Origin of the sequence: Brevundimonas sp. (assembly GCF_041648055.1) — a bacterium.
Classification (GTDB): Bacteria; Pseudomonadota; Alphaproteobacteria; order Caulobacterales; family Caulobacteraceae; genus Brevundimonas.
In genome coordinates this window covers 60,050-78,911 of sequence record NZ_JBAZPS010000012.1, presented here as the reverse complement: position 1 = coordinate 78,911, position 18,862 = coordinate 60,050, and the positions used below count along the sequence as shown (strand labels likewise).

Below are 18,862 nucleotides of genomic sequence, written 5' to 3'. Positions count from 1 at the left end.
GAGCGGCTTGAATCCCTGATGAGAAGGCCCCGCCGTTTCCGGCGGGGCCTCGATCTATTCAGCGGTGAGGCCGAAACTTGCTCACGCGGCCGTTGAGCGGATCTTCCCAACGTCGCCTAAGAGTCAGACACAGACCTTAGTAGCCTAGCTCGAAGCCCGGAACCGCTCTGCTTGCAACACGGCGATCCGTAAATCAGTGCCTGAGGTTCCCGGACTCAGTTTTTGTTTTGGAGTCGTTGTTTCTTCAGACAAAGCTAAAGCTTCCCAAGCTTTTCGTGCGGGTTCGATTCCCGCCGCCCGCTCCAAGCCTCAGGGCATTTGCGGCTTGCTGATCATCCGAACACGGATCAGTGTTTGCCTTTTTTGCTTTTGTTTTCCACCGATGCGTAGCACGGCTGTTCAATGGTCCAGTAGGCAATGGGTAAAGGTGCTGAAGGTCTGAACCTGACTTATTGCGGGCGTCCACAGCGCCTTTTGGCAGCCACAAGGGCGATGGAGCCTCGGCGTACTGACGAAGTAGTTCTTTGCATCAGTGAGCTTGTGGCACTTGCTTGTCCTGCAGGCCGTTGCTCAAGGAAAAGCCTGTTCTCGCGCTCATTCGGCGCAGGTTCTCGAGCAACAGCTCCAAACGATCATCTGCCATGTCGCGAAAGAGGTCTTCTGCCAGTTCGTCAGCGCGGGCCTTCATCCGGTCGTAGGCCTCCCGGCCTGCAAGCGTTAGCTGGACAACATTGACCCTCCGGTCAAAGCGGTGCGCGCCTCGCTCTGCCAGTCCAGCCTTTTCGAGGTCATCAACCAGTCGGGTGACAAACACCGACGACTTGCCAATGGCCTGAGCAAGATCACCCTGGCTCAGTGCTCCTCTACGGGCCAGAGCGCTGATGGCATAGATGTCAAACTGATCGAGCTTTTGACCCATAGCATTGACCACGCTTTCATTGATATGCATCGCCAATCCATAGATGGCACGCATAGCTTCGAGTTCGGCCTCGTGACGTTCAAGAGGACAACGATCGCGATCGACGGGTGGGATTACTCCGCGTATGGCCATAGCCGCGCTCCGCCGCTTGCCAACCTTTAGGGCTAGGCAAGTTAAACCATAGCGAGAGAGCGGGCGTCAACTTCCGTGTGTGCGTGACACTTACGGCCTCGTTTGCTCAAGCGCAGCATCAGCATGTCCGACAAACTGAACCAGGCATCGCTGTAGTTCTGTAATCAAGTCTTCAGCGAGCGAATCGGGTACTTGGTCGGACCGCAAAAGCCCAATCATGGCAATGGCTGGATTGAGGGCTCCATCCGGCCAGTAACGCGTATGGGACAAGGCATCAGTCATCGCACACAGCATTAGAAGGGTGCGGCCCAGTAGCGGTTTGTTGAGGCCACTACAGGCCGTCAGAGCGGCGCTGGCATTCCGTCCAACCTGTTGGAGCACGGGGTCTGGCGGACGGACGACCGGGTAATCACGTGCGAACTCAGCCAATGGCAGCAGACGAAGGTCTAGCTCTTCGAGGCAGATACCCTCGATTGAGGCCAGATTGGCCTCGGCTGCGGCCAAGGCGTCGCTGACACGGACACCGTCATGGGCACGCACCATCTTTTCAAGACTGGTGGTTACCCGCCGAATTATAACCGATGTCATAGGGCCATCTTCTGCGGTTTCAGGAGGCTGTCGATTTCGGACTGAGACATGTTCGGATCAACCGCTTCCCCAACTTCGCCCGACAGATCACTGCGCCGTCGCCCGATCTGCCCTGCCGGCACGCCCTCATTCTTGAAGCGCCTGTCCGGCCCCACATAGGCGTCGGCTTCGACAAATAGCCTTGAGTTCTTACCAACCCAAATAACACGCGCCAAAAGAGTGGTCGCACTGATCGGTTTCACGACCACAAAGCTGGCTCCGCAATCACGGGCTTGCTCGACCTGGGCACGGGGGGTGTGGCCCGACAACACAATGATGGGTGCATAGCGGTTGGGCTCAAGATTGCTGCGCCGAAGCCAGTTGACGAGTTCGTAGCCGTTACCATTCAGACCTCCTTCCAGAAGGATCAGGTCGAACTTGGTCCGCGCCAGACATTTCTTGAACTCGTCACCTGTCTGAACGCGAGTGATTTGCTGAATACCAAAGCCGATCAGCATCTGACCCAGAATATCGAGTCCCTGAGAGCTGGCGTCTGCGCATAAAATTCGAGCCTCCCGAAAGTCGAGCTTGGCGTTGCCGTCCAGGTTCGCTTCCGCCTCCATCACCACAGCTCCGCATCACCGGAGCCAATAGTCGCAACGACCGGCAGACCAGCCAGCCGCCGGCCCAGGCCTCCCAGATTGAGCCTCGCTACCGCCGCTCGAATATGATCAGCGGCTTCCCGATGATCAGCCGAAACTCCGCTGATGTCGCCGCAAAGCTGAGACAACTGACGGAGATGTTGGCTCAAACCATCCAGAGCCTGCACAGCCTCAATTTCGGCCTCGGTCAGGCTCCGGCCTACAAGTACATCGCCGATGACGTGTTCAAGTCTATCCGACGCTGACGCCCAGTCTCCAAGCTCATCCCGCATGGCGGTCAGCAGGCGGGACATCTCCGCGGAGGCGGCCATCAGAACAGTTCCAGTTCGCCGGCATCGGCCGACACAGGTGCCGGCTGGGAACGCTCGGGAGCCTTGATGGCCGTGCGATCCACGACATGTTGACGGGCGCGACCAGACACTGGCCAGAACTGAATACGTCGCGCTGCCTCGCCACCTAGGCTAACCCCGATCACGGGAATGCCTTCATCAGCCAGAAATCTGCGAGCGAAGACACCATTCTTACTGCCAATGTCCGTCACGCCCACCGTCATGCGTGCGCCGCCAAAGACCTTGGCCTGAACGCGGTCACGCCGCGCGCCGTGTTTCAGCAAGCCATTGATCAGCAACTCCATGGCCTGCACGCCGTAGCGCCGGTCACCAATCGCTCCGTCCGGTGCCTCCGGGAGCAGAAAATGGTTCATTCCTCCTACGCCAGCCACAGGGTCCCAAAGGCAGGCCGAAACACAGCTGCCCAAAATAGTCGTCAGGCAGACTCTGTGATCGGTGCTGACCTCATGCCGGCCTTGAACGACATGGATCCGGCGCTCGCCGATGGGTGCGCCTGTCATCATGTCAGCGGCCCGTAAACGTCTTCGATTTTCTGACGCAGCGTGGCGACCGTGAAAGGCTTGACCAGGTAGTTGTTGACGCCAAACTGGACGGCGCGCTTGACCAGATCGCCATCTGCGCGACCGGTCAGCATGATAAATCCAATAGACTTGAGCTGAGGGGCGGCGCGCACAGCACGCAGCAGATTCAGACCGTCGAGCTTTGGCATGTTGTAGTCGGAGATGACGAGATTCACCGGACTGCCCAGCAGCTGGCGCAGCCCGTCCTCCCCGTCCGACGCTTCACGGATATCGGTCATGCCGATCTCACGAAGACCGTTTCGCACAAGCGATCGCATCGTCTGCTGGTCATCAATCACCATAACTTTTACCGAAGCAGCAGCCGGCATCACGCGGTCCCTTTCACTTGATTGCGGCTGGCCGACAGTGCGGCCGAGGCGATGCGATGCAGGGGCAACTGACGCAGGACGGCACCCAGTTCGTCAGCAACCCTGGGCATGCCGAATACGACTGAGCTGGCTTCATCCTGACCGATCGTGGCTCCGCCCGCCTGTCGGATGGAAAGCAGGCCTGCGGCACCGTCGCTGCCCATTCCGGTAAGAATGACACCTACGCTGTTACTTGCAGCAGCAATGGCCACGGAGCGAAACAGGGCATCTACCGAGGGGCGGTGCCCACTGACCAGATCGCCCTCAATCAGTCGGGCGATCAGTTGGCTCCCGAGTCGGTTGACTGTGAGGTGACGCATTCCGCCAGGTGCGAGGTAGATATGGCCGGGTTGCAAGATATCGCCATCCCTGGCTTCCCCCACATGCGGCGCGCAATGGCGGTCGAGACGGCCAGCGAAACTGGTCGTGAAGTTTGCTGGCATGTGCTGGGTGACGACGGTCGGCGGGCAATGCTGTGGGAACGCGCCCAGCACGGTCATCAGAGCTTCAACTCCACCCGTCGAGGCACCGATGGCAATCATACGATCGCCAGGCTGGTAGGGGTTGTCGATGGCGGGGCGCGGCGCGTCTGACCTGGCTGCTACCCTAGCGCTGGCCGCCTGCGCCACGACTTCGGCCAAGGTCTCAAAGCTGCCGTCGTCGCTACCCGTCGGCTTGCCCACGCAATCGACCGCGCCGCGCTCCAAGGCCGACAAAGAGGCCTCGGCACCGGCTTGTGTCAAGGTCGAGACCATGACGACCGGGATCGGATGCAACCGCATCAGACGATCCAGGAACTCCAGACCGTTCATGTTGGGCATTTCGACGTCCAGCGTGATGACGTCTGGTCGCATTTCCCGGATGTAGGTGCGGGCTTCCAGCGGATCGCCTGCTTCGCCCACAACCTCCAGATCGGCACGCCTGGTCAGGGCCATCCGGATGATCGCCCGCATGGTCGGCGAGTCGTCCACGATTACGACACGGTGGCGCTTCACCCTGGCCTCCGTCGATAGATGGTCAGGCCGTCCGGCTGCAGGTGCGCCGATTCCGCCCTTTCGGAGTGTCCGATATACAGACGTCCCTCTGGCGTCAGTGCCTGAGCAAAACGATCCCAGAGGCGTTTCTGGGTGGCGTCGTCGAAGTAGATAGCGACGTTGCGGCAGAAGATGACGTCGAACTGCCCCTTCATCGGCCAGGCCTCATGCAGGTTCAGCACACCAAATCGCACCAGCCGCCGGACGTCGTCACTGAGCGTCGGTTGTCCCTCGGCGCGGTTGATGGTCCGCGAGGCCATATCTTCAGGCACCGGCTTGAAATCGTCCTGCGAGTATGTCGCCCGCCGAGCCGTTTCGATCACTTGCGGATCAATATCGGTCGCCAGGATCCGCACATCCAGATCGGCCGCATTCGGCAGTTCTGCCAGAACCGTCATGGCAATGGAGTAGGGTTCATGCCCCAGCGAACACCCCGCGGACCAGAGCCGGATGCGACCTCCAGACGCGGCCCGGGGCCCCAGATGGTGACGAAACTGTTGGCGCAGCGCGTCGAAGTGGTGAGGCTCGCGAAAGAAGCGCGTCACATTTGTGGTCAGGGCGCTGAGAAGCGCAGACCGCTCGACCTCGCCGGTCGGGCCGTCCAGGATTGCGCAATACTCAGAGAAGCTGTTCAGGCCCAGCGCTCGTAGGCGTTTGCCAAGACGCGAATAGACGAGCGTGGCCTTGCTGGCGGGCAATGCAATGCCAGAGGCCGCGTAAAGCGTGTCTGCGATCATGCGGAAGTCGCCATGGGTGAAGGCGAACTCACCTTCCACAAGCGCGGTTTTGCGCAGCGCGCTCATGCCGCTTCCTCGACAGTGACTTCGGGCAGCAAGCCGTCCAGGGCGATCAGACTGATCATCCGCCCGTCGACAGGGATCACACCTTTGACGAAGCCTCGCACGACCTCGCAGGCGATGTCCGGCGTGGCCTGTATGGTTTCGTCCGAAACCGTCAGTATGTCTGAAACCGCTTCGACCAGCAGGCCGACTGTCCGCAGGCCGACACGGGCGACGATGATGACGTGGCGCGCGGACGGCGTGGCCGTGCCCAGACCCAGCCGGCAGCTCAGATCGATGATCGGAAGGACCGCACCCCGCAGGTTGATCACGCCGCGCACATAGGCGGGCGATTGCGGCAGCGATGTCGCCGGCGTCCAGCCGCGGATCTCCCGGACCGACCGGATATCGACGCAGAACTCCTGCTCGCCAATCGTAAAGGCGATCAGTTCCTGGGGATTGAGCACATTGGTTTGGGCTTGGGTCATGGCAATCACTCAGCTGGCCTGCGCCTGAAGCAAGGGACGGGCGGTCGTGCGTTTGCGACTGGCGATTAAGCCGTCGACATCCAGGATCAGGGCGACACGTCCGTCCCCGAGAATGGTCGCAGCCGCGACCCCTTCGACCTGACGATAATTCTGCTCCAGGCTCTTGATCACCACTTGCCGCTGACCCTGGATGGCGTCGACGCGAAGGGCCGCCAGCCCCCCCAATTCGCTCTCGACCAACAGGGTGACGCCCCCTGCCGGCCCCTCATTACCGCTCGCCCAGCCTAGAGATGGGGCCACGTCGATGAGTGGGACGTGACTTCCGCGAACGGCCAGCACGGTGCCCTCTGGTCCAAGCCTGCGGACGTCGATGGCCTTGGGTTGCAGGCTTTCGACGATGACATTGATCGGAACCACGAGGGTATGATCGCCCACGCTGACGACCATCCCATCGAGCACGGCCAACGTCAGCGGCAGGCTCAGCGTGAAAACCGAGCCTTCGCCGGGCCGCGATGTGATGACGATTCTTCCCCCCAGAGCCTGGATCGATCGCTTGACCACATCCATGCCGACACCCCGACCGGAGATATCGGAGATCGCTTCAGCGGTCGAAAAGCCCGGCGCGAAGATAAGATTGTCGACTTCTTCGTCTGACAGGATGGCATCCGCCGCCACGATACCGCGATCAACGGCAATGGCGCGGACCCTTTCGCGATCAATGCCGCGACCATCGTCTGCAACCTCGATGACGATGCGGCCGGAGCGGTGCTGCGCACTCAGCCGTACCGTACCTTCTTCGGCCTTGCCGGCTGCCACTCGACGGTCCGGGCTTTCCAGTCCGTGGTCGATCGCATTGCGGATCATGTGGGTTATGGGGTCCGACAGACGCTCGATGACTGTCTTGTCGACCTCAGTCCCTTCCCCCTCGGTGACCAGACGAACCTTCTTGCCTGTAGCCGCGGCGACCTCGCGCACCAGTCGCGGCATTCGCTGGAAAACCGACTTCACGGGCTGGGCACGGATAGCCATGACACTGTCCTGGATCTCGCGTGTCAGCTGCTCCAGATCGTCCAATCCCAGAGCGATCGTGCTGGAGCGTGCCAGCCCGGCTTCGACAACGCGCTGGGCCAGCATGGCCTGATTGATGACGAGCTCGCCCACCAGGTCGATCAGTCGATCGACGCGCTCTAGATCGACACGGATGGTCGTCTGCACCAGAGCTTCGGGTCGATTTCCGGTGACGGAAGTGACGTCTGACTGCGCCAACGGCTGGACCGGCCTGTGAGTAGGTGCCGCCGTTTCGGTCTCGGCCGCGACATTCGCCTCACGCATCAGCCGGTCAAGGAGTTGCTCCGGGCTCTCGGCTTCGACTGCGTTCGGTGAGGCCAGTACGGGGTCATCGAATGACGCAACTTCCTCGGCCCCTACGCTTCCCGCTAAGACGTGCAGCTCGCAGTCCCCCTGCACGAACTCGAACACATCACGGATCTGGCTTTCACCAATGGCGGCATCGGCACAGAGTTGCACGCTCCACGTGAGGACCGGTTCCGTCACGACCTTGTCGGGCAGGCTTGGCACAACCTCTTGGTCGACGACCACTCGTGTGGTTCCGAGGCGGTCTAGCTCGCGGATCAGCAGGATCGCATCGTTGGCATTTCGGTACAGGGCTGCTGCCGGCTTGAACCGGATGGTCCAGTCGTTATCAGGCGTCAGAATAGCCTGAGGCGTCTCATCCAGGTCGAGCGCCAGCATCTGCGGCACGAATGAGATGTCGTGACCGTCATCCGCAGGGTTCATCAAGGCTTCGACACCGGTGAACTGCTGCAGATCGGATACGATCAACGCTGCGTTGACTGTATCGACGGGCGGCCCTCCCTTGGCAGCGGTCACGTGGTCTGTCAGTGCATCCGCTGCCCGCAGCAGCACGGCGACAATGTCGGGGTCGACTGCCAGCTTGCCGCTGCGGACATCGTCCAGAGTCGTCTCGAAGACGTGTGCGAAGCGGACGAGGTCCTCAAGACCAAAGGCTCCGGCACCACCTTTTACGGAGTGCACGGCGCGAAACACGGCATTGACCGTCTCATGATCGCCGTTGCCGTCCTGAAGCGACAGCAGCCCCATCTCGAGGTCGCCCAGCAGTTCTTCGCATTCCTGGAAAAACGTCGCGCGGATTGCCTCCATGGGATCCATGGCGGCCTCAGGCAGCGACCCGACGCACGGCGTCGATCAGTTTGATGGGATCGAAAGGCTTGACGATCCAGCCGGTCGCACCTGCGGATCGCGCACGCAGCTTCTTGTCCTGATCGCTTTCGGTCGTGAGGACTAGAATCGGCACGGCACCGTGGCGCTGCGACCGCCGCACGCCTTCGATAAAGCCGAAGCCGTCCATATTGGGCATGTTGATGTCCGTAATGATCACGTCCGGACTGCTGTCATTCAGGACTTCCAGACCATGGACCCCGTCCACCGCCTGGACGACCGTGAAGCTGGCATCCGTCAGGGCCAGTCGCAGCATGTCGCGCATGGTGCGACTGTCATCTACGGTCAACACGATCTTGCTCACGCTGCCTCTCCCGCGCTCAGTCCCAGGCTCAACCGATCGAACACATCCATCAGGACAGTGGTCGGCTCCACGATCCGCAGCTTCACGCCATCCTCACGCCAGGTTCGGAACGTCGCGAGTAAGAGCTCGACGCCCAGTCCATTGACGCGTTCGACGTCATCACCCGCCAGGTCGAGGTCCTGGCCGCGCATTGCGAGAATCTGTTCCTTCAACGGCTCGAGCGCGTTTCCTTCGAGCCTCCTGGGCAGGCCAAGCACGGCAGTCATCAGAACTCCTCCCATTCCGCTTCGGTCGTGGGCTTCAGGGCGAGCGCCCCGTTGACACGGGGAGGCGGCGCATAGCGCTTCGCAAAGTCGGCAATGCGTCCCTGCGAATCAGCAAGCGCCGGGTTGGACGACATCGCCGGACGAGGCGAAGGCCGGGCGGTGACCGCGCTGATACCGGTCAGCTGGAAGCGTCCGACCAGCTTGGCCAACTGGTCCGTCTCTTGGGTCAGGCTGTGGCTGGCGGCGGTGGATTGCTCGACCATCGCAGCGTTCTGCTGGGTGGCCTGATCCATCTGGTTTACGGCGGTATTGATCTCGCTCAGTGCGGTGGACTGCTCCTGGGCGGACGCCGTGATCTCGGCCATCAAGCCGTTGATCTCCAGAACGCGACCGACGATGGCGGTCAGAGCCTCACCTGTCTGTCCGACGAGGCTGACGCCTGTCTTGACCTGCTGCGTCGATGCGGAGATCAGCGACTTGATCTCCTTGGCAGCCTCCGCCGAACGTTGGGCCAGCGCCCTCACTTCGGAGGCCACCACGGCGAAGCCTCGGCCCGCCTCGCCAGCGCGTGCCGCCTCGACGCCCGCGTTCAATGCCAGCAGATTGGTCTGGAACGCGATCTCGTCGATCACCCCGATGATCTGGCTGATCTGGGTTGCTGAGGACTCGATCGCGCCCATGGCATCGACGGCTTTGCTCACGACCTCGCTGGACCGTTCGGCATCATCCCGCGCTGCGACCACGACTTCGCCCGCTCTGGAAGCCCCCTCGGCTGTGCGCCTCACCGTTGCGGTGATTTCATCCAGAGCGGCAGCCGTTTGCTCAAGGGTTGCTGCCTGCTGTTCTGTACGACGTGAGAGATCGTCCGCAGCCTGACTGATTTCGCCCGCGCCTGTCCGCATTGTCAGGGTGTTCGACGCAATCTCGGACATCGCGGATTCGAGGCGGTCCATAGCCCCGTTGAAGTCGGTCTTGAGCTGCTCATAGTCGCCATCGAACGGGGCACTGATGCGTGTCGTCAGGTTCCCCTCCGCGACGTCGGACAAAGCACGCGCGGTTTCATCGACGACGAAGGCCTGAGCCTTCTCGGCAAGTTCACGCTGATCTTCCATCGCCGTGATGTTTGTAGCCATCTTGATGACCTTCACCGGCAGGCCATCCGTTCCCATCACCGGGCAGTAGGTTGCCAGCAGCACAAGGCGCTGACCGGTCTTGTCATAACGGACAAACTTTTCCGTCAACGGGCGCCCGAGCCGGAGCTGCTTCCAGAACTGGCGATATTCCTCGCTGGCCCCGTAGTCCTTGTCGAGGAACAGGCGGTGATGCTGTCCGACGATCTCGTCGAGATCGTAGCGCATGGTTTTCAGGAACAGCGAGTTTGCGGTCAGGATTCGACCGTCCATGTCGAACTCGATCGTGGCCTGGGACTGATCCAGAGCCTGGACGATGCCTTGCATGGTCAGCATGAGGCGCTCGTTATCCTCTCGCGCCTTGGCACCCATGGCCTCGGCCTCGGCGCGGGCCGTTTCGGCTGCCTGCAGATAAAGCGAGATGACGAAATCCATGTCGAGCATGGCCGCCTTCATGACCGCCGAGAGCGTGGATCCCAGTGCCTCGCCGGTGTCATGACGTCCAAAGCGTTTGCGCCGGCTTTCGTGATCTCGGACAATCGCCTTCATCAGGCCATCCATCACCAGCGCGTAGCCGCCTATGTACCAGCGCGGCTCCAGCCCGATCCGCGCATGGGTCGTCCCGATTCGCTGCACCCCCTCGACATATCCGCGGTCAAAGGCACCCGTTGCGATGATCGACCAGTGTCGCGCCTGGGCTCCCTTGGCCCCAGAGATATGGCTTTCGCTGCCGAACAGCTTGGCCACGTCCGGAAAGCGGCGCACCTGATCGTAGAAGGCATCGAGGCTTGCGGGCAAAGCCTGTTCGATGATGGGCTTGGCTTTCGCTAGCGCAGTCTGTGCCTCCTGATCCAAGGCGATGAAGGCGAGGCGTTCTTGGAGGGCAAGGTTATCGGACATGCAATGGGCCCTAGGGTTGCTTATGCCAGCATTCTGCGCACCTCCACCTAAGCGAGCGTTCGCAATCGTTGATCCGCGTAACGTGTGCAACCTGAAGCGATTTCATTCTGTAATGAATGGTAGTGGATCTTTGGATATCGCGGGCATTCGAGATGGGTTGAGGCTGTTCCGTTGGACAAACCAAAGATGACGACCCTCGATTGCAGTGCCGAAATCCCGAGCAGCGGTGCTGATGTGCTCGCGCTTTTGGCGAACGCTGAAGCCCTTAGACCTCTAAGCAGCGGATTGCGCAGTTCACGGATGAAGGCGCTACGCCTGATCCAGGCAGCCGGTCGGCGGGGCATCAGTCAGGCGGCGCTGGCCAGCGAGATGGGCGTTTCGCATGCGGCCGTATCTCGCCTGTGCGACGAGCTTGAAGCGGGTGCCGTGATTGTCCGCACAACCCACCAGTTCGACCGGCGGATGAAGACACTGCATCTGTCAGAGACCGGTGTGAAACAGGTGGAGCACTGCGATCGCGCTACGCTTGCGAAGGCCGCGGGGGCGATTCCGCTCTTGAATCAGGGCGGGCCCGCTTCAGTCTCTGATCTTTTCCACCAGATGGTGATGCAGATGCAATCAAACCCATGTGCATTGCTCTGCCAACACTGCCTGATTGGCGGTTGCTGACACTCAAAGCCAAAAGAGTTCCTGAGGCTGCTTCGCCTCGGAGACGTCTGGGTGAAGGCGAGGCGCAGGATTCTCTCGAGCTCCATATGCCGTAGAGGCGTTGTTTATTCGAGGAAAACTGAAGCCTGCCAAGCCTTTCGTGCGGGTTCGACTCCCGCCGCCCCCTTAAAAGTCATGAATGATTCTAGGGCTTTAGAGTTTCCTCTTTTGGGCGGACGCCCTCCCAACCGTGAACATTCGGGATCCAGCGCCGCGTGTGCCACACCAAACCTGATAGCTTCTGGCGGTCGGCCAACACTGAATCTTGCTGCGTCAGAGCAAGCGCCAGGACCTGAACTTCAGAATGTCTGCCAAGGGTGGCAAGCGCAACATGGTGCCGGCCTAAAAGGAAAAGGCCCGGTGTTCCCACCGGGCCTTTCCGCATTCAGTCGACAAGACGTGATCAGATCACGCGGCTTCGGCTTCTTCTGCGTCTTCAGCGGCAGCCTCGGCGGCGGCGATGACGGCCTTCTTGGCACTCAGGGACTTGGCCAGCAGTTCGACGGCGGCTTCCTTGTCGATCTTGTTGGCGGCGGCGACTTCGCGGGCCATGCGATCCAGGGCCGATTCATACAGCTGGCGCTCGGAATAGGACTGCTCCGGCTGGCTGTCGGCGCGGTGCAGATCGCGGACCACCTCGGCGATGCAGACCAGATCGCCCGAGTTGATCTTGGCTTCATATTCCTGGGCGCGGCGGCTCCACATGGTGCGCTTGATGCGGGCGCGGCCCTTCAGCGTGGTCAGGGCGCGGGTCACGACGTCGTCGGCGGCCAGCGAACGCAAGCCGGCCGTCTTGGCCTTCTTGGTGGGGACGCGCAGGGTCATCTTCTCGTGGTCGAAGGTCACGACATAGACCTCCAGCGACATGCCGGCGACTTCCTGGGTCTCGACCGCCGCGACCTTGCCGACGCCGTGCGCCGGATAGACGACCGCGTCGCCAACCTTGAATTCCAGACCACTCTTGCTCGTCATGTCATTCCTTTCACGGCGCAGGTGAAGGGCGAGACGTCGTCACACAGTCGAAAGCACTGCGACCCCCGGTGGCGAACCCCCGTGGGTCGATCTTACAGTCGTCAAACGCGAAAACGGATCACCGAACCTCTGGCCGACTTCACCTGCGTGGGTGAAGTTCTGTCGCAAACGCGGGCGGCGCGAAGTTATCGCAAACCGCCCGTCCCAATAGGGTGAACCTATCACAAAAGTTGAGAAATTCAAAACGTCCGCAGGCAGAGCGTCGCCACACCGCATGCCGCAACCTTGAAGCAGCGAAAACTCAGGAACCTGTGCCCGGCTTCGGCGAGAAGTATTTCTCGAACTTGCCGGTCTCTCGCTCGAACTGTTCGCGGTCTTCGGGGGGCGTGCCCTTGACCGTGATGTTGGGCCAGACCTTGGCGTATTCGGCATTGACCTGCAGCCACTTGCCGTCCGGTTCGTCCTCGGTGTCGGGCACGATGGCGTCGACGGGGCATTCCGGCTCGCACACGCCGCAGTCGATACATTCGTCGGGCGCGATGACCAGGAAGTTCTCGCCCTCATAGAAGCAGTCGACCGGACACACCTCGACGCAGTCCATGAACTTGCACTTCACGCAGGCGTCGGTGACGATATAGGTCATGGGCGGATGGGATCGGTCTGGCTGGAGTGGCGGGACGGGTTGCGCAGATGACCCCGCAGACCGGAAGTGTCAACCGAACGAGACGGCGAATGCGGCGTTAGGCCCTTGCCAAGCGAGGTCCCGCCTCTATCTGTTACAGTTCTGATTGCAGTTTATCCCCTTGCGCCAACAGGAGCCTTCCATGAACCGTCTCGTCCGCTATTCCCTCGCCGGTGCCGCCGCCGCTGCCCTGATGACCTCCGGTGCCGTCGTCGCCCGCACCCAGGCGACCCAGGTCCCTGCCGAGGTCCGCGCCGGTAGCTATGCCCTGGATTCCGCCCATGGCAAGATCACCTGGTCGGTCAACCACCTGGGCTTCTCGACCTACTATGGTCAGTTCGTGAACGTGCAGGCCGAGCTGAACCTGGACTCCGCCAATCCCTCAGCTTCGACCCTGTCGGCGACCATTCCGCTGACGGACGTCGATTCCAACTCCGACGGCCTGGACACCCATCTGCAGACGCCGGATTTCTTCGATACGGCCAACCATCCGACCGCCACCTTCGTCTCGCGCTCGATCACCATCGACGCCGATGACCCGACCGAGGCCGATGTACTGGGCGACCTGACCCTGCGCGGCGTCACCCGCTCTGTGACCATGGAAGTCGAGTTCAACCAGGCCGGCCCGTCGATGGGCAACACCTACAAGGTCGGCTTCGATGGCGAGGCGACGATCAAACGCTCCGAGTTCGGTATCAACTATGCCCTGCCGGGCATTTCGGACGAGGTCGAGCTTCACATCGAAGGCGAGTTCGTCCTGAAACAATAGGCCTCAGCCTGTCTCAACCAGGGCATACAGGGCGCGGGCCTCCTCCGCCGGTCCGCGCCGCTCGCCCAGGCCTTCCACCCGCAGATCGATAAGCCGGGGTCCGACCATGAAGGTCAGGCCGTCGCCGACGTGGACACAGCGGCTGGGCTTGTCCAGTCGCACCTGACGCCCCGCATGGGTGATCCGCACCGCGCCTCGTTCGACCAGTGTCGCGGCCATCGACCGCGTCTTCACGAATCGCGCGCGCCATAGCCAGACATCGATGCGGCAGGCCTCAACCATTCACGACCCGCTCACCCGACAGCCTTCTTCCGCCGGGGCCGCCGACGCTTGGCGCGGTCCGGAGCCGGCGTTGGCTGGGTCAGGGCCGACAAGGCCGCGAACGGCGAATCCTTAAGCGGGCGAACTGAGCGTTCCGTAGTTTGCGCCGGTTGTGTCCGCTTGGATTTCAGGGCCGCGGACAACGCCTGAGCCTCGCCTTTCGTCAGGTTCAAGGCAGCCAGATCGGCCTCGCTGACGGTGCCTTTGCCTTTAGCCCGCGCCTCGCCGATCGCCTCCAGCACATCCACCGACAGGGCCCATCGCCCGACGGCTCTCAGCCCGAACGCGGACAGCAGGCGCGGGGAGGGGGCGGGATCGGGCAGCAGGGTTAGCGTACCCGCAGGCCGGAACGGCTCGCGCGCCACAAAGGCCTGCGCTACCGCACGGGGGCGGTCCTTCAGCAGGGCGGGCAGCCAGACGGAGTGCGCTCCCACCCGGATCCCGAACGTCTTCAGCGTGCGCCGCTCGACCTGGCTCAGCGCCGCCAGATCCCGCTCGACATCGCGCCGATCCAGCATGCCGCCGCTCTCCAGCAGGCGGAAGGCGAGGCCGCGCGGCAAGCCTTTCAGCGCGCCGGTCTCGACGGCGGTTCTGAGCCGACGCAGGGGTCGCAGCGCCCGGCCCGCCTCGGCCGCCAGCCAGGCCTCCAGCCGGCGCTGCGCCCGCTCGCGCGCGGCGACAGGCCCTAGGTCACCCAGCAGGCGGACCCTGGGCGCGAACCAGTCTCCGCCCGTGACCTGACCGGCCTGAGCTCCGCGCCACAGCACCGCGCCGTCTGGCAGGACCGCAAAGGCGTCGTCGGTATCGGCGGCCAGCAGGCCCAGCCGCCGGGCGATCTCTGGCGTCACGGCCTGACGCGCCGCGTGGCGCAGGGCGCGATCTTCCAGGGCCCCGGCCCCCTTTTCGATCTGGAAGTCGATCCCGTTCAACTGGCCGACCGCATGACCCTCGACGACCACGGCTCCATCGCTGCCGACGTCGGCGACCGTATCCTCGGTCACGTTCAGCGCCCGCATGAGGGCTGTGGTGCGCCGGTCCACGAACCGCGCCGTCAGCCGTTCGTGCAGCACGTCACTGAGCCGCTCCTCCAGCGCCTTGGTCCGTTCGCGCCAGCCCTGCGCCTGATCCAGCCAGTCGGGACGGTTGGCGATATAGCTCAGGGTCCGCACCCCGCTCAGCCGCGCCGACAGCTGGTCGATCTGGCCGTCGTCGCGGTCCACCTCGGCAAAGCGCGGCGCGATCCAGTCCTGGGTCAGCCGGCCATGCCGCCCGGTCAGGGCCTGGAAGATTTCCTTCGACAGCCGTGCATGTTCGTCCAGCGTCGTCTTCTGGAAGTCGGGCAGCTGACACGCCTCCCACAGCCGCATGATGGTCCCGCGCGACCGGCTGATGCGGGCCACGTCCTCATCCTTGATCGCGCGCCGCAGCAGGGTCTCGTCCAGCGCCGGCTGGGTCAGGTTCAGGCCGCGAAAGCCGGACGTCACCGTCAGCGACCGCAACAGGTCGGGCAGGGTGTCGAAGTCCAGCCGAGCATTGCGCCACTCCGCCGCCTCGACCGGGTCGAACCGATGCTCAACCACCTGTTCGACGATGTCCTGATCCAGCTCGGTCGCCTCGGCGGTGACGCCGAAGGTGCCGTCGCGCAGGTGCCGTCCCGCACGGCCGGCGATCTGGCCGATCTCATGCGCATGCAGCCAGCGGGTGCGCCGCCCGTCGAACTTGCGCAGGCCCGCAAAGGCGACATGGTCCACGTCCATGTTCAGCCCCATGCCGATGGCGTCGGTCGCGACCAGAAAGTCCACCTCGCCCGACTGGAACAGCTCGACCTGGGCGTTGCGGGTGCGGGGCGAGAGGCTGCCCATGACCACGGCTGCGCCGCCCCTCTGGCGGCGGATCAGCTCGGCGATGGCATAGACCTGATCGGTGGAGAAGGCGACGATGGCGCTGCGCGGCGGCAGGCGGGTCAGCTTCTTGGAGCCCGCATAGGTCAGCGTCGACAGCCGTTCGCGCGTGACGATCTCCACATCTGGGATTAGCGAGCGGATGAGGGGGGCCATGGTGCCGGCGCCCAGGAACATCGTCTCGAATCGCCCGCGCGCATGCAGCAGTCGCTGGGTGAAGACATGACCGCGTTCCGGGTCGGCGACCAGCTGGATCTCGTCGATGGCCAAAAACTCGACCTGCCGCTCCAGGGGCATAGCCTCGACGGTACAGACGAAGAACTGGGCCCGTGGCGGGACGATCTTCTCCTCGCCGGTGACCAGGGCCACCGACGACACCCCGCGCCGCTTTACGATCCGGTCATAGATCTCGCGCGCCAGCAATCGCAGCGGCAGGCCGATCATGCCCGAGGCATGGCCCAGCATCCGCTCCACCGCCAGATGGGTCTTGCCGGTATTGGTGGGCCCCAGGACCGCGACGACGCGGGAAGGAGCCTTGCCGGTCGAACGGTCGCTCATGATATCGATAAGGTGGCGACTTCGCGCTGGTTCCTCAAGCAGTGCGGTGCGACCGCGACAATCCCGCCCGCGCGGCCAGATAGACCAGCAGTCCTATCGGACCCGCCATCAGGGTCAGGAACAGCACCGGCGCCATGGCCCAATGCGGCACGCCGCGTTTGCCGGCGTCCTCCATGGCCCAGGCCCCGACCCACAGGTCGAACGCTAGATAGTGGACCCAGCCGACCAGAACCGCCTCGGGTCGGGAAAACAGGGCCGTGACGCCTTCCAGAGACGTAAACCCCCCGCCTTCGGTGCCGCCGCCTGCCAGCGAGGTGATCAGCAATCCCGCATAGGCCAAGGCCAGCGTCACGCCGATCACGCGCGCGGCCAGCACCAGCCGGGCCCTCGCCAGCGGCGCAAAAGCGAGGACGATCCACCCCAACAGAGCGATCAGATTGGCGATGTCGAACAGGCGTTCGGTGGTCATGGCAGCAACATCTCCCTGAAGGCTTAATGCGCGTAAACGCCTTGGCGGAACAGGGGCGAAACGAATCAGGACCGAATCAGTGACACCGCTCGATTCGGGGTTTGTTCTCCACAAGATATTGTATCTTAACAACGATTAACCACAATCGCTTTTCGGCAGCGTCCGGCGCGGGCGAGGCTTCCGCTGGGGCTACGGCGGTTTTGATCACCTGCCCGCTTCCCCCGCGCCGCTTCTGACGCTAGTTCACGCTCGCGTGGTCCCGTAGCTCAGCCGGATAGAGCAAGGCTTTCCTAAAGCAGAGGTCGGGGGTTCGAGTCCCTCCGGGATCGCCACCTACTTTTTGTCGGGACAGCATAGAACTGGCTCACCATGCGATCATATCGCAAGGGCGTCGGCTGGCTTGATCTTGTCTGGTAGCGGTTCCTTGCAGGCGTGGCTCCCGACTCGGGTTCCATATCCAACATCGGCACGAACCGGTCGATGAGGCTGCTGGACGCGATCTGGAAAGCCAGCGCATAGAGGCTCGCCACCTGCCCTGCCGCGTGTAGTGCAGCGGCTTCGTCAGGCTTCCCTGTGCGACATCTTCTGCGACATCCCGGGAATGGCCCCGACGACGAACATAGGTCAGCACCGCATGTCGAACCGCCCCCCCCCCCCCCCCCCCCCCCCCCCCCCCCCCCCCCCCCCCCCCCCCGCCCCCCCCCCCCCCCCCCCCCGCCCGTGCGCCGCCCCCCCCCCCCCCCCCCCCCCCAATCCGCGTCCAGAGGGTCTGTATGCGGAGTGTCACCGCTGGTCGCTGTGGCGGTTCCGACGCGAAATCCTATGGCAGAGTTAGCCTGACGTACGCGGCACGCCATAGAAGCCCTCTATGACAGAAATAACTGAGCCATCACGCCTGCTCGTTCTCCCGGACCTGACGCGGTCAGCTAATCCGTCGGCGGGCCGACCTTACTCCTTCACGGTTGCGGGTGCGCTTCTTGCCTGGTGGGAGCGCCGGCGGGGCCGTTCGGTTAATCAATTTTAATGATTTGAAATGCCGATGTTCGCCAAGGCCGGGCCGGGTAGGCAGCGTGTGCGCCGGCTGTGCCTGCGTCCGGGGGTTCCATCAATGAATGGCCGCCGGTCCACACGAACGGAGGGCTAAATTATGCGTGCACTCTACCTTGCTGCCGCCGCCATCGGCACCCTGATGACGGCTCCTGCCGCCATGGCTCAGGACACCACCCTGGTCGTCAGCACCAATGTCGCCAGCTACTGTGCGATCTCGCTGGCCAATGTCGCCGGCAGCAATGTCTCCGTCGCCAACGGCCTGCGCCAGAAGGTGACCACCATGCGTCTCGCCTGCAACGATCCAGATGGTGCGGTACTGACCACCAACAATGCCAATGGTGATTTGCGTGGCCCTCCGGGACCGGGCTCCGGTGGCTTCCAGATCATCAACTACGATTGGGAGCTGGTCGTAGCCAATCCGGCCGCCAGCCTGGGCTTCGCACCGGCGGACACCTTCCCCGGGGATGGTCCGACGGTGACCAATGCGGCCTATTCGGAAGGCCTGGCCAACGGTGTGTCGGCCGACTTCTTCCTGAACCTCTGCTATCAGGAACCAGGCGGTTCGACGGGCTGCGGGGGCGCTGATTCCGAGGCCCTGTCGGCCCCGGCCGGCATGTATCAGGAAACCTTCACCTTCGACCTGAACCCTGCCTGACGCCAACAGGAGCCGGAGCCGCCATGGGCGGCTTCGGCCTCTTGCCGTTTCCATCGACA

The 18,862-nt window shown here is 62.8% G+C and carries 20 protein-coding genes and 1 tRNA gene; 4 read left to right on the top strand and 17 right to left on the bottom strand.

The genetic code is table 11. The features are described from left to right. Nucleotides 1–529: 529 nt before the first annotated feature. From WC585_RS15805 to WC585_RS15750, 12 genes are all read right to left on the bottom strand, one after another. Nucleotides 530–1,051 carry a MarR family winged helix-turn-helix transcriptional regulator gene (locus WC585_RS15805; RefSeq protein ID WP_373258869.1) on the bottom strand — a complete coding sequence of 174 codons (522 nt, stop codon included), beginning with the start codon at nt 1,049–1,051 and terminating at the stop codon, nt 530–532. Between the two features lie 584 nt (nt 1,052–1,635). Continuing rightward, nucleotides 1,636–2,241 carry a PleD family two-component system response regulator gene (locus WC585_RS15800; protein ID WP_373258868.1) on the bottom strand — a complete coding sequence of 202 codons (606 nt, stop codon included), beginning with the start codon at nt 2,239–2,241 and terminating at the stop codon, nt 1,636–1,638. Continuing rightward, entirely contained in the window at nt 2,241–2,591 is a 351-nt protein-coding gene (locus tag WC585_RS15795; RefSeq protein ID WP_373258866.1) for a hypothetical protein, read from the bottom strand. Before WC585_RS15795 ends, WC585_RS15800 begins: the two co-directional genes overlap by 1 nt. Further along, entirely contained in the window at nt 2,591–2,983 is a 393-nt protein-coding gene (locus tag WC585_RS15790; RefSeq protein WP_373258865.1) for a chemotaxis protein CheD, read from the bottom strand. The genes WC585_RS15795 and WC585_RS15790 overlap by 1 nt, the downstream gene beginning before the upstream one ends. A 146-nt stretch (nt 2,984–3,129) precedes the next feature. Continuing rightward, nucleotides 3,130–3,519 carry a response regulator gene (locus WC585_RS15785; protein ID WP_373258864.1) on the bottom strand — a complete coding sequence of 130 codons (390 nt, stop codon included), beginning with the start codon at nt 3,517–3,519 and terminating at the stop codon, nt 3,130–3,132. Beyond that, entirely contained in the window at nt 3,519–4,553 is a 1,035-nt protein-coding gene (locus WC585_RS15780) for a chemotaxis response regulator protein-glutamate methylesterase (protein WP_373258863.1), read from the bottom strand. Before WC585_RS15780 ends, WC585_RS15785 begins: the two co-directional genes overlap by 1 nt. Beyond that, nucleotides 4,550–5,395 (bottom strand): protein-glutamate O-methyltransferase CheR, encoded by an 846-nt coding sequence (locus WC585_RS15775; RefSeq protein WP_373258862.1) that lies wholly within the window; start codon nt 5,393–5,395, stop codon nt 4,550–4,552. The genes WC585_RS15780 and WC585_RS15775 overlap by 4 nt, the downstream gene beginning before the upstream one ends. Then, the gene (locus tag WC585_RS15770) at nt 5,392–5,859 is read right to left on the bottom strand and encodes a chemotaxis protein CheW (RefSeq protein ID WP_373258861.1); all 468 of its coding nucleotides are present in this window, start codon (nt 5,857–5,859) and stop codon (nt 5,392–5,394) included. The genes WC585_RS15775 and WC585_RS15770 overlap by 4 nt, the downstream gene beginning before the upstream one ends. A gap of 9 nt (nt 5,860–5,868) precedes the next feature. Next, the gene (locus WC585_RS15765; protein ID WP_373258859.1) at nt 5,869–8,049 is read right to left on the bottom strand and encodes a chemotaxis protein CheA; all 2,181 of its coding nucleotides are present in this window, start codon (nt 8,047–8,049) and stop codon (nt 5,869–5,871) included. A gap of 7 nt (nt 8,050–8,056) precedes the next feature. Further along, on the bottom strand, nt 8,057–8,422 hold the full coding sequence (locus tag WC585_RS15760; protein ID WP_373258858.1) for a response regulator: 366 nt from the start codon (nt 8,420–8,422) through the stop codon (nt 8,057–8,059). Next, nucleotides 8,419–8,688, bottom strand: a complete 270-nt coding sequence (locus WC585_RS15755) for an STAS domain-containing protein (RefSeq protein WP_373258857.1) — start codon at nt 8,686–8,688, stop codon at nt 8,419–8,421. The genes WC585_RS15760 and WC585_RS15755 overlap by 4 nt, the downstream gene beginning before the upstream one ends. Continuing rightward, nucleotides 8,688–10,718 (bottom strand): methyl-accepting chemotaxis protein, encoded by a 2,031-nt coding sequence (locus WC585_RS15750; RefSeq protein WP_373258855.1) that lies wholly within the window; start codon nt 10,716–10,718, stop codon nt 8,688–8,690. The genes WC585_RS15755 and WC585_RS15750 overlap by 1 nt, the downstream gene beginning before the upstream one ends. A 186-nt stretch (nt 10,719–10,904) precedes the next feature. Here WC585_RS15750 and WC585_RS15745 point away from each other — a divergent pair, with 186 nt between their 5' ends. Continuing rightward, nucleotides 10,905–11,387, top strand: coding sequence for a MarR family transcriptional regulator (locus WC585_RS15745; RefSeq protein ID WP_373258854.1), 483 nt, complete (start codon nt 10,905–10,907; stop codon nt 11,385–11,387). A 447-nt stretch (nt 11,388–11,834) separates the two neighbouring features. Here the strand turns inward: WC585_RS15745 and WC585_RS15740 are convergent, their stop codons facing one another. After that, nucleotides 11,835–12,398, bottom strand: a complete 564-nt coding sequence (locus WC585_RS15740) for a CarD family transcriptional regulator (RefSeq protein ID WP_373258853.1) — start codon at nt 12,396–12,398, stop codon at nt 11,835–11,837. A gap of 301 nt (nt 12,399–12,699) precedes the next feature. Further along, nucleotides 12,700–13,041, bottom strand: a complete 342-nt coding sequence (gene fdxA, locus WC585_RS15735; protein ID WP_292170967.1) for a ferredoxin FdxA — start codon at nt 13,039–13,041, stop codon at nt 12,700–12,702. 181 nt (nt 13,042–13,222) lie between these two features. On the opposite strand from fdxA, the gene WC585_RS15730 reads away from it, so the two are divergent. Then, a complete protein-coding gene (locus tag WC585_RS15730) occupies nt 13,223–13,849 on the top strand; it encodes a YceI family protein (protein ID WP_373258851.1) in 627 nt (208 codons plus the stop codon). Between the two features lie 3 nt (nt 13,850–13,852). Here the strand turns inward: WC585_RS15730 and WC585_RS15725 are convergent, their stop codons facing one another. The 3 genes from WC585_RS15725 to WC585_RS15715 are packed head-to-tail and all read right to left on the bottom strand — an operon-like array spanning nt 13,853 to nt 17,098. Then, nucleotides 13,853–14,131, bottom strand: coding sequence for an RNA-binding S4 domain-containing protein (locus tag WC585_RS15725; protein WP_373258850.1), 279 nt, complete (start codon nt 14,129–14,131; stop codon nt 13,853–13,855). 11 nt (nt 14,132–14,142) lie between these two features. Further along, nucleotides 14,143–16,629, bottom strand: coding sequence for a helicase-related protein (locus tag WC585_RS15720; RefSeq protein ID WP_373258849.1), 2,487 nt, complete (start codon nt 16,627–16,629; stop codon nt 14,143–14,145). Between the two features lie 34 nt (nt 16,630–16,663). Continuing rightward, nucleotides 16,664–17,098, bottom strand: coding sequence for an ABA4-like family protein (locus tag WC585_RS15715; protein WP_373258848.1), 435 nt, complete (start codon nt 17,096–17,098; stop codon nt 16,664–16,666). Nucleotides 17,099–17,353: 255 nt separating this feature from the next. On the opposite strand from WC585_RS15715, the gene WC585_RS15710 reads away from it, so the two are divergent. Continuing rightward, nucleotides 17,354–17,430 (top strand) — tRNA-Arg (locus WC585_RS15710). A gap of 815 nt (nt 17,431–18,245) precedes the next feature. After that, entirely contained in the window at nt 18,246–18,803 is a 558-nt protein-coding gene (locus WC585_RS15705) for a hypothetical protein (RefSeq protein ID WP_373258847.1), read from the top strand. The last annotated feature ends 59 nt before the right edge of the window (nt 18,804–18,862 follow it).

Coding starts and splice junctions, on each gene's coding strand:
- WC585_RS15805 (WP_373258869.1), bottom strand. CDS start 1,051: ATGGCCATACGCGGAGTAATCCCACCCGTCGATCGCGATCGTTGTCCT.
- WC585_RS15800 (WP_373258868.1), bottom strand. CDS start 2,241: ATGGAGGCGGAAGCGAACCTGGACGGCAACGCCAAGCTCGACTTTCGG.
- WC585_RS15795 (WP_373258866.1), bottom strand. CDS start 2,591: ATGGCCGCCTCCGCGGAGATGTCCCGCCTGCTGACCGCCATGCGGGAT.
- WC585_RS15790 (WP_373258865.1), bottom strand. CDS start 2,983: ATGAACCATTTTCTGCTCCCGGAGGCACCGGACGGAGCGATTGGTGAC.
- WC585_RS15785 (WP_373258864.1), bottom strand. CDS start 3,519: ATGCCGGCTGCTGCTTCGGTAAAAGTTATGGTGATTGATGACCAGCAG.
- WC585_RS15775 (WP_373258862.1), bottom strand. CDS start 5,395: ATGAGCGCGCTGCGCAAAACCGCGCTTGTGGAAGGTGAGTTCGCCTTC.
- WC585_RS15770 (WP_373258861.1), bottom strand. CDS start 5,859: ATGACCCAAGCCCAAACCAATGTGCTCAATCCCCAGGAACTGATCGCC.
- WC585_RS15765 (WP_373258859.1), bottom strand. CDS start 8,049: ATGGATCCCATGGAGGCAATCCGCGCGACGTTTTTCCAGGAATGCGAA.
- WC585_RS15755 (WP_373258857.1), bottom strand. CDS start 8,688: ATGACTGCCGTGCTTGGCCTGCCCAGGAGGCTCGAAGGAAACGCGCTC.
- WC585_RS15750 (WP_373258855.1), bottom strand. CDS start 10,718: ATGTCCGATAACCTTGCCCTCCAAGAACGCCTCGCCTTCATCGCCTTG.
- WC585_RS15745 (WP_373258854.1), top strand. CDS start 10,905: ATGACGACCCTCGATTGCAGTGCCGAAATCCCGAGCAGCGGTGCTGAT.
- WC585_RS15740 (WP_373258853.1), bottom strand. CDS start 12,398: ATGACGAGCAAGAGTGGTCTGGAATTCAAGGTTGGCGACGCGGTCGTC.
- fdxA (WP_292170967.1), bottom strand. CDS start 13,041: ATGACCTATATCGTCACCGACGCCTGCGTGAAGTGCAAGTTCATGGAC.
- WC585_RS15730 (WP_373258851.1), top strand. CDS start 13,223: ATGAACCGTCTCGTCCGCTATTCCCTCGCCGGTGCCGCCGCCGCTGCC.
- WC585_RS15725 (WP_373258850.1), bottom strand. CDS start 14,131: ATGGTTGAGGCCTGCCGCATCGATGTCTGGCTATGGCGCGCGCGATTC.
- WC585_RS15720 (WP_373258849.1), bottom strand. CDS start 16,629: ATGAGCGACCGTTCGACCGGCAAGGCTCCTTCCCGCGTCGTCGCGGTC.
- WC585_RS15715 (WP_373258848.1), bottom strand. CDS start 17,098: ATGACCACCGAACGCCTGTTCGACATCGCCAATCTGATCGCTCTGTTG.
- WC585_RS15705 (WP_373258847.1), top strand. CDS start 18,246: ATGCGTGCACTCTACCTTGCTGCCGCCGCCATCGGCACCCTGATGACG.